General features: G+C 55.2%; 1 rRNA gene. It reads right to left on the reverse strand.

The features are described from left to right. Positions 1 to 1,139, reverse strand: a 16S ribosomal RNA gene (locus ACN6NB_RS19480); the annotation flags it as partial.

Below are 1,139 nucleotides of genomic sequence, written 5' to 3' on the forward strand. Positions count from 1 at the left end.
AATGCTGGCAACTAAGATCAAGGGTTGCGCTCGTTGCGGGACTTAACCCAACATCTCACGACACGAGCTGACGACAACCATGCACCACCTGTCACTCTGTCCCCGAAGGGAAAGCCCTATCTCTAGGGTTGTCAGAGGATGTCAAGACCTGGTAAGGTTCTTCGCGTTGCTTCGAATTAAACCACATGCTCCACCGCTTGTGCGGGCCCCCGTCAATTCCTTTGAGTTTCAGTCTTGCGACCGTACTCCCCAGGCGGAGTGCTTAATGCGTTAGCTGCAGCACTAAGGGGCGGAAACCCCCTAACACTTAGCACTCATCGTTTACGGCGTGGACTACCAGGGTATCTAATCCTGTTCGCTCCCCACGCTTTCGCTCCTCAGCGTCAGTTACAGACCAGAGAGTCGCCTTCGCCACTGGTGTTCCTCCACATCTCTACGCATTTCACCGCTACACGTGGAATTCCACTCTCCTCTTCTGCACTCAAGTTTCCCAGTTTCCAATGACCCTCCCCGGTTGAGCCGGGGGCTTTCACATCAGACTTAAGAAACCGCCTGCGAGCCCTTTACGCCCAATAATTCCGGACAACGCTTGCCACCTACGTATTACCGCGGCTGCTGGCACGTAGTTAGCCGTGGCTTTCTGGTTAGGTACCGTCAAGGTGCGAGCAGTTACTCTCGCACTTGTTCTTCCCTAACAACAGAGCTTTACGATCCGAAAACCTTCATCACTCACGCGGCGTTGCTCCGTCAGACTTTCGTCCATTGCGGAAGATTCCCTACTGCTGCCTCCCGTAGGAGTCTGGGCCGTGTCTCAGTCCCAGTGTGGCCGATCACCCTCTCAGGTCGGCTACGCATCGTCGCCTTGGTGAGCCATTACCCCACCAACTAGCTAATGCGCCGCGGGTCCATCTGTAAGTGACAGCCGAAACCGTCTTTCATCCTTGAACCATGCGGTTCAAGGAACTATCCGGTATTAGCTCCGGTTTCCCGGAGTTATCCCAGTCTTACAGGCAGGTTACCCACGTGTTACTCACCCGTCCGCCGCTAACATCCGGGAGCAAGCTCCCTTCTGTCCGCTCGACTTGCATGTATTAGGCACGCCGCCAGCGTTCGTCCTGAGCCAGGATCAAACTCTCCGA

This window comes from Bacillus sp. 11B20, assembly GCF_056098985.1.